The 7,557-nt window shown below is 73.0% G+C and carries 7 protein-coding genes; 3 read left to right on the top strand and 4 right to left on the bottom strand.

The window, feature by feature from the left end; translation table 11 throughout:
• The first annotated feature begins 260 nt into the window (after nt 1-260).
• Together EXE45_RS13135 and EXE45_RS13130 are read left to right on the top strand one after the other, a co-directional pair.
• Complete coding sequence (locus EXE45_RS13135; protein WP_092920180.1) at nt 261-1,586, top strand: 5'-deoxyadenosine deaminase; 1,326 nt, start codon at nt 261-263, stop codon at nt 1,584-1,586.
• A 129-nt stretch (nt 1,587-1,715) separates the two neighbouring features.
• Nucleotides 1,716-2,816 carry a DUF4382 domain-containing protein gene (locus EXE45_RS13130; protein ID WP_137694592.1) on the top strand — a complete coding sequence of 367 codons (1,101 nt, stop codon included), beginning with the start codon at nt 1,716-1,718 and terminating at the stop codon, nt 2,814-2,816.
• On the opposite strand, the gene EXE45_RS13125 is transcribed toward EXE45_RS13130, so the two are convergent.
• From EXE45_RS13125 to hemC, 4 genes are all read right to left on the bottom strand, one after another.
• Nucleotides 2,817-3,218 (bottom strand): hypothetical protein, encoded by a 402-nt coding sequence (locus EXE45_RS13125; protein WP_137694591.1) that lies wholly within the window; start codon nt 3,216-3,218, stop codon nt 2,817-2,819.
• 248 nt (nt 3,219-3,466) lie between these two features.
• On the bottom strand, nt 3,467-4,240 hold the full coding sequence (locus EXE45_RS13120; RefSeq protein ID WP_137694590.1) for a uroporphyrinogen-III synthase: 774 nt from the start codon (nt 4,238-4,240) through the stop codon (nt 3,467-3,469).
• Nucleotides 4,237-5,136 (bottom strand): uroporphyrinogen-III C-methyltransferase, encoded by a 900-nt coding sequence (gene cobA, locus EXE45_RS13115; protein ID WP_137694589.1) that lies wholly within the window; start codon nt 5,134-5,136, stop codon nt 4,237-4,239. The genes EXE45_RS13120 and cobA overlap by 4 nt, the downstream gene beginning before the upstream one ends.
• On the bottom strand, nt 5,129-6,286 hold the full coding sequence (gene hemC, locus EXE45_RS13110) for a hydroxymethylbilane synthase (protein WP_137694588.1): 1,158 nt from the start codon (nt 6,284-6,286) through the stop codon (nt 5,129-5,131). Before hemC ends, cobA begins: the two co-directional genes overlap by 8 nt.
• A 188-nt stretch (nt 6,287-6,474) precedes the next feature.
• On the opposite strand from hemC, the gene EXE45_RS13105 reads away from it, so the two are divergent.
• A complete protein-coding gene (locus tag EXE45_RS13105; RefSeq protein ID WP_137694587.1) occupies nt 6,475-7,557 on the top strand; it encodes a beta-ribofuranosylaminobenzene 5'-phosphate synthase family protein in 1,083 nt (360 codons plus the stop codon).

The raw sequence follows: 7,557 nt of genomic DNA, 5'->3' as shown, positions 1-7,557 counted from the left end.
CCTCCGCTTCGCTCCGGTCGCCGCGTCCCTCGCGCGTGCTGTCTCGCGGCCGCCGTGGGCGGCCGCTCGCAGGCACGCGCCACCGCACCGCGTTTTATAAGTGATCACGGTGGCTGCTGACCCGAATTTAAATATCGCGCCGCCGTCGGCGGGCTGATCCCCCGTCTCGACACCTGATCGCTCGGCAGCCCCGAACGGACGGGATCGGGGGGTCGCGAACGGACAGCCTCTTACCGGTCGACCGTCAGGAACGGACGGACATGCTGATCGCCGGAACCGTCGTCGCCGACTCCGAGACCGTCATCCCCGACGGCGCCGTCGTCGTCGAGGGGAACACGATCGCCGCGGTCGGCGAGGAGGCCGCACTCCGCGACCGCTACCCCGACCACGAGCGGCGCGCGTTCGACATCGTCACCCCCGGCCTCGTCGGCGGCCACGTCCACTCGGTCCAGTCGCTCGGACGCGGGATCGCCGACGACGACGCCCTCCTCGACTGGCTGTTCGACGCCGTGCTCCCGATGGAGGCGGCGATGGACGCCGAGGCGACTCGGGCGGCCGCCGAGCTGGGCTACCTGGAGTGTCTCGAATCGGGGACGACGACGGTCGTCGACCACCTCTCGGTGAACCACGCCGACGAGGCGTTCGAGGCCGCGATCGAGACCGGGATCCGCGCGCGGCTCGGCAAGGTGCTGATGGACAAGGACTCGCCCGACGGGCTCATCGAGGAGACCGACGCCGCGCTCGCGGAGAGCGAGGAACTCATCCGGAAGTACCACGGCGCCGCCGGCGGTCGCGTCCGCTACGCGGTCACGCCGCGGTTCGCCGTCACCTGTACGGAGGCCTGCCTCCGCGGCTGCCGCGAGCTGGCCGACCGGTACGAGGGCGTGACGATCCACACTCACGCCAGCGAGAACGAAGACGAGGTAGAGACCGTCGAGGCCGACACCGGGAAGCGCAACGTCCGCTGGCTCGACGAGGTCGGCCTGACCGGCCCGGACGTGACGCTCGCGCACTGCGTCCACACGGACGAGCGCGAGCGCGAGGTGCTCGCGGAGACCGACACGGTCGTCACGCACTGCCCCTCCTCGAACATGAAACTCGCCTCGGGGATCGCCCCGGTTCAAGACTACCTCGACCGCGGGATCACGGTCGCGCTCGGCAACGACGGCCCGCCGTGTAACAACACGCTCGACGCCTTCACCGAGATGCGGCAGGCGAGCCTGCTCGGAAAGGTCGACGCCCGGGACCCGACCCGCCTCCCGGCCGCGACCGTGCTGGAGATGGCGACCGAGGGCGGCGCCCGCGCCGCCGGCTTCGACCGCCTCGGCGCCCTCCGCGAGGGGCACCGCGCCGACGTGATCGGACTCTCGACCGACCTGACCAGGGCGACGCCGCTCCACGACCCGCTCTCGCACCTGGTGTACGCGGCCCACGGCGACGACGTGACCTTCGCGATGGTCGACGGCGAGGTCCGCTACGCCGACGGCGAGCACGTCGGGACCGACGCCGCCGCGGTCCGCGAGCGCGCGACGCGCCACGCGGAGCGCGTGGTCGAGGCGGCCGGCATCGAGACGGCCGGCCCGTAGCCCGGCTCAGCGATCCCGCCCTCTTCGGTCCCGAACCACGGCGATCGGCGGAAAACCGGCTTTATCCGCACAAATTCGGACGGAGTATCTACCGCTTATACCCGTTCGGGACCCGTTCGTCCGCTCACGATGACTGACCGATCGCGGACGACAGGCGGCGACGAATCGCGGACGACGGGCGACGGCGGATCGGGGCCCGCGGACGGCGGACGCTCGGCGGACGCGTCCGCGGACGGCGTCCGCCGACGGGAGTTCGTGGCCCTCGGCGCCGGCGCGAGCGCGACGCTGCTCGCCGGCTGCGCCGGCGACGGGTCCCTCCCGTCGGCGGGGGGCTCAGACGGCTCCGACGGTTCCGACGGCTCCGGCGGGTCGGAGACGCTCACCGGGAACTTCCGGCTCCTCATCAGCGACGCCCCGGCCGACATCGGCGACTTCGACCGGCTGGACGTCACCCTCGATCGGGCCCGCGTCTTCGAGGCGGGGGACGGGGAGGACGAAGACGATGACGAGAGTGACGACGAGGAAGAGCCCGATGAAGACGACGAAGCGGACGACGGCGCCGACCGGAACGCCACCGAGACGGACGATGACGACGAGTCCCTGAACGAGACGGCGGACGAAGACGACGACGCGAACGAGACGGACGTCGATGACGGCGGGGACGACGAGGAGGAGGCCGACGGGGAAGACGACGACGAGGAGGAAGACGACGACGACGAGGGCGACCGCGGCTTCACCGTCGTCGAGCTCGGCGGCGCGACGGTCGACCTCACGCAGGTGATCGACGAGGACGCGATCGCCGTGTTCGACGGCGAGATTCCGGCGGGGAGCTACGAGAAGATCGAACTCGAGGTGTCCGCGGTGTCGGGGATCGTCGACGGCAGCGAGGTCGACGTGAAGCTCCCGAGCGAGAAACTCCAGATCACGAACGAGTTCGAGGTCGCGCCCGACGAGGCGGTGAGCTTCGTCTTCGACATCAACGTCGTCAAACGCGGAAAGAACAACGGCTACATCCTCAAGCCCGTGATCTCGGGGAGCGGAGTCGCGGGCCGAGACGTCGAGGTCAACGAGATCGACGACGAGGACGATGACGACGCCGAAAGCGAGGGATCAGACGACGAGGAGGGCTCCGACGACGGGGAGACGGCGGACGACGACTCCGACGGAGACGACGCTACCGGCGGGAACGAGACGGACGACGCGGCGAACGGAACCGCAGCCGGAAGTTAACTACGAGGAGGTCTCGACCGACGAGGCGCCCGTAGACGGGCACCTCGCCCACCGCATCGCGGCGTCGTCGTCGTTGAACGCCTCGGTGTCGACGCCCTCGATGTCGATGGTCCGCTTGAGGTAGCGCCGCTTCGAGCGCTGCCCGACGACGGCGAAGCGGTCGACGCCGCGGGCGACCGCGATCTGTGCGGACTCGCGGAGCGCCCGACGGCCGGCGTCCGAACACGGCCGGCTGGTCCGCACGACGATCACGACGGCCTCGACGGCGTCGGGGTCCGCCGCGTTCCGCCACCGACCGAGAAGCGCCTCGCCGTCCGCGGGGCTCAGTCCAGTCCCGTGTGGGAACTCGACGACGAGGACGTCGTCCTCGACCCGCAGCAGCCAGCGCTCGCTCGGTTCCATACCCTCCAATATCACGTTCCTGATTATAAACCTCCGCGTCAAAATATCAGATACAATACTAACGGCCGACGCGCTGATCGCACAGATCCGGCCAGCAGCCACAACCGAGGCGTTTCAGAGCGACCGTCGAAGACGCCCCCTCGGTGTTCTCGGTCGAGAGACTCGGATACGTTCATCAACTCGCGGACCTATCGACTCCGCGGCACGTCTGATTCCCGCGGCGGCCACGAGGCGAGGCCTGACTCCGGCTACCGTGGGTCGGCGTCGGACGCGTCGGCGGTCCCCGCGTCGACGGCGTCGACGACCGCAGTCGCGAGGGACTCGAACGACGCCTCGTCGGGGACGACGTCGACGTCGACGCCGCGGGCCGCGGCCGTCTCCGCGGTCGGCGGCCCGATGGCGCCGACGACCGCGTCCGCCAGTCCGGCACGCGCCCCCTCGTCGACGCCGCGGTCTGCCGCCGCCGCGAGGAAGTTGTCGACGGTCAGCGAGGAGGTGAACGCGGCCGCGTCGAGGTCGCCCGACGCGGCCGCCTCTGCGGAGTCGCCGGCCTCAGGCGGCCGGGTGAGCCGGTACAGCACCGTCTCGGTCACCTCGGCGCCGGCCTCGCGGAGACCGTCGAGGAGCACGTCGCTGCCGTGATCGGAGCGGGCGACGACGACGCGCTCGCCCGCGACGCGCGGTTCGAGCGCCGCGACGAGCCCCGCGGAGGTGTACTCGTCGGGGACCGCGTCGACCGTCCACCCCGCCTCGCGGGCGGCCGCGGCGGTCGCCGGCCCGATGGCCGCGAGGTCGGCGTCTCCGGGCTCCCAGCCCGCCTCGGCGGCCAGTTCGACGCCGGTCTTGCTCGTGAAGGCGACCAGCGGCGCGTCGGCCGGCACCGCGCCCGTCGGCTCGACTTCGAGCATCGGGTCGGGGACCGGGTCCGCGCCGAGCGACCGGAGCAGTTCGACCGCCGATTCGATCCGCTCGTCGTCGGGGCGGAAGACGGCCACGCGCGGGCGGTCGGTCTCGTCGCTCACGCTCCGTCGCCTCCGGTCGGATCGTCGTCGCCGGCCGCTCCCCCGTCCTCGCCCGCCGACCGAACCGGCGCCGAGCCGGCGTTCTCGAGGAAGCTCACGACGCGGTCGCGGGTCGCGGCCACGTCCCCGATCACGGTGATCGCGGGCGGTTCGATCCCGGTATCGTCGCGGGCGTCGACGATGGTGTCGAGCGTGCCGGTCGCGACGCGCATCCCCGGCCAGGTGGCGCGCTCGACGAGCGCGACGGGCGTGTCGCCGTCGAGGCCCGCGTCGCGGAGTTCGGCGGTGTACGCCGGCAGCTTCCCGACGCCCATCAGCACGACGACGGTCCCGCCGGTCGCCGCGAGCGCGTCCCAGTCGACCGCCGACTCGTCCTTCGTCGGGTCCTCGTGGCCCGTGACGAAGGAGACGGACGAGGCGTGGTCGCGGTGGGTCACCGGGATGCCGGCGACCGCGGGGCCGGCGATGGCCGAGGTGACGCCAGGGACGACCTCGAACGGGATCCCCTCGTCGGCGAGGTGCTCCGCCTCCTCGCCGCCGCGGCCGAAGACGAACGGGTCGCCGCCCTTCAGCCGGACGACCCGGTTCCCCTCTCGGGCCAGTTCGACCATGCGGCGGTTGGTGTACTCCTGCGGCGTCCACTCCCCGCCGGCGCGCTTCCCCACGTCCTCGCGTTTCGCCTCCGGGATCTCGCCGAGGATCTCCGGACCCGGGAGCTTGTCGTGGAGGACCACGTCGGCCGACTCGATCAGCCGCTTCGCCTTCACCGTGAGCAGGTCGGGGTCGCCCGGCCCGGAGCCGACGAGGAAGACGGTGCCGACCCGCTCGTCGCGGCCGCGAGTCGGGGGTTCGTCCGCGTTCGATCCCGGGCCCGCGCCGGTGCCGGAGTCAGTCATCGCCCCCTCCGGTCTCCGCCTCGTCGCGCGCCTCGGCGATCAGGTCGTCCGCGCCTCGGTCCGCGAGGTCGGCGGCGAACTCGGCGGCGGCGGTCGCGTGCGACCGGATCGGGAGGTCGCGGGTGTCGGCCACCTCCTCGGTGCCGTCCGTCGAGAGCACCCGCGCCCGGACGTGGACGTGTTCGCCCTTGACGAGCGCCGAGACGCCGATCGGTGCGACACAGCCCCCGTTGAGCTCACCCAGGACCGTCCGCTCGACGGTGACCGCGACGCGGGTCCGCGGGTGGTCGACCGCGTCGCGGACCGCCTCGATCACGTCGGGATCGCTCGCGGTGACCGCGATGGCGCCCTGCCCGGCGGCGGGGACGAACTCCTCGCGCGGGAGCCGCGTCGTCTCCACCTCGTGGAACAGGTTCGACCGCCGCAGGCCCGCCTCAGCGAGGACGAGCGCGTCGTACTCGGACTCGACCTTCCGCTCCATCGCCGCGCGTTCGAGGTCGGACAGCGAGTCGAACCACTCCTCGACGGTGCGGTCGAACTCCTCGTCGACCTCGGCTTCCGCGTCCCCGGCGTCGTCGGCCTCGTCGTCCGCGTCGCCGTCGTCGGCCTCGGCGGTCAGCGCGCCCTCCTCCCCGGAGGCGATCAGGCGTCGCTCGTGTTCCGCCTGGAGGCCGGGTGCGAGCAGCTTCTCTATCCGGGTGTCGACGTTGCCACGGATCGGCTCGACGGTGAGGTCGGGTCGGGCGGCCCGGATCTGCGCGCCCCGCCGGAGCGACCCGGTCCCGACGACGGCGCCGGCCGGGAGGTCCTCGATTCCGAGTCCGTCCGGATGGACGACCACGTCGCCGGCGGGCGCGCGCTCGGGGACGCCCGCGACGACGAGGTCCGCCATCTCCTCGGTGGGGAGGTCCTTCAGCGAGTGGACCGCGAGGTCGGCGTCGCCGGCGAGCACCTCCTCGTCGAGGGCGCGCACGAACGCGCCCGTCTTCCCGAGGCGGTGGATCAGTTCGTCGGGGATCTGGTCGCCGCGCGTCTCCACCTGTCGGAGTTCGACGTCGCGGCGCCGGCTCGACAGCGCCTCGCGGACGGTCTCGGCCTGTCGGAGGGCCAGGTCCGACCCGCGAGTCGCGAGCCTGAGCGTTTCGGTCATACGCGAACGGAGGTCCCCCGCGTTCAAAAGCGCACCAGTTCGGTCGCCTCACCGACCGAATCGGCGCGGCGGGGTTCGCGGGTCGCTCCCGCCAGTTCGCGGGTCTCGCGCGCCGGTTCGCGGCTTCCGAGGCAACTCCCGCCACGGTCACGGGCCCTTTAGTACTCCGTCCCGAACCCGGAACCGAGATGGCACGCGCGAGCGCCGGGGCGCGGCTCCACTTCGGTTTCTGTAACCTCAGCCTCTCCCACGAGCGGCTGTACGGCGCCCTCGGCGTCGGCCTCGCGGCGCCGCGGGTCGTGATCGACGCGGAGCCGGCCACGGACGTACGCGTGACGGTCGAGGACGCGGCGGTCGAGGACCCCGCGGCGTCGACCGGTTCCGCTCCGGGCGTGCGCGACGACGTCCGCGAGTACGCGACCGTCGCGGTCGACCAGCTCGGCGTCGACGGCGCCCGGATCGCGGTCCGCGAGTCGCTCCCGCGACACGCCGGCCTCGGCAGCGGGACGCAGCTGGCGGCGGCGACGCTCGCGGCGGTCGCGGCCGCGCACGGCGAACCGACTCGGGTTCGCGAGCGCGCGCCGGCGCTCGGGCGCGGCGGGCGCTCCGGCGTCGGCGTCGCGACGTTCGAGTCCGGCGGCTTCGTCCTCGACGCCGGCCACCCGACCGCGCGCTTCACCACCGACCGCCCGGCGGACGGCGAGTGGACCGTGCCGCCCGTCGCCGCCCGTCACGCCGTCCCGGACGACTGGCGGTTCCTGCTCGTCGAGCCGGACGCGGACGCCGGGCGGAGCGGGGCGGCCGAGGACGACGCGATGCGGACCGCGGTCGAGCGCGCCGATCCGGGGCTCGCAGACCGGATCGGCGGGATCGTCACCCGGCGCGTCCTCCCCGCGATCGCCACCGGGAACGCGGAGGCGTTCGGCGCGGCCGTCGCGGAGATCGGTCGGCTCAACGGCGCGTGGTACGCCGACGAACAGGGCGGGGTGTACCGGCCGCCGGTCGGCGGGATCGTCGCGTCGCTGTCGGCCGCCTCGGCGGTGTTCGGCGCGGGGCAGTCCTCGTGGGGACCGACGGTCTACGGCGTCACCGACGCGGCCCGCGCGGACGCGGCGCTCGTCGCCGGCGAACGCGCCCTCGACGCGGCCGGGGTCGACGGCGAGGTGTCGGTCGTCCGGGCGTCGAACGAGGGGGCGCGGATCGGGGCGACGGACCCGCCGTCCGCCGACCCGGAGATGGGTAACACTAAACCCCGCGGCGACGGGGCGTAA

This window comes from Halorubrum sp. SP9 (genome assembly GCF_005435015.1).
Classification (GTDB): domain Archaea; phylum Halobacteriota; class Halobacteria; order Halobacteriales; family Haloferacaceae; genus Halorubrum; species Halorubrum sodomense.
Note: the sequence above shows the minus strand (reverse complement) of the source record. Positions and strands in the feature narration are given on the sequence as shown.

Coding starts and splice junctions, on each gene's coding strand:
- EXE45_RS13135 (WP_092920180.1), top strand. CDS start 261: ATGCTGATCGCCGGAACCGTCGTCGCCGACTCCGAGACCGTCATCCCC.
- EXE45_RS13130 (WP_137694592.1), top strand. CDS start 1,716: ATGACTGACCGATCGCGGACGACAGGCGGCGACGAATCGCGGACGACG.
- EXE45_RS13125 (WP_137694591.1), bottom strand. CDS start 3,218: ATGGAACCGAGCGAGCGCTGGCTGCTGCGGGTCGAGGACGACGTCCTC.
- cobA (WP_137694589.1), bottom strand. CDS start 5,136: ATGACTGACTCCGGCACCGGCGCGGGCCCGGGATCGAACGCGGACGAA.
- hemC (WP_137694588.1), bottom strand. CDS start 6,286: ATGACCGAAACGCTCAGGCTCGCGACTCGCGGGTCGGACCTGGCCCTC.
- EXE45_RS13105 (WP_137694587.1), top strand. CDS start 6,475: ATGGCACGCGCGAGCGCCGGGGCGCGGCTCCACTTCGGTTTCTGTAAC.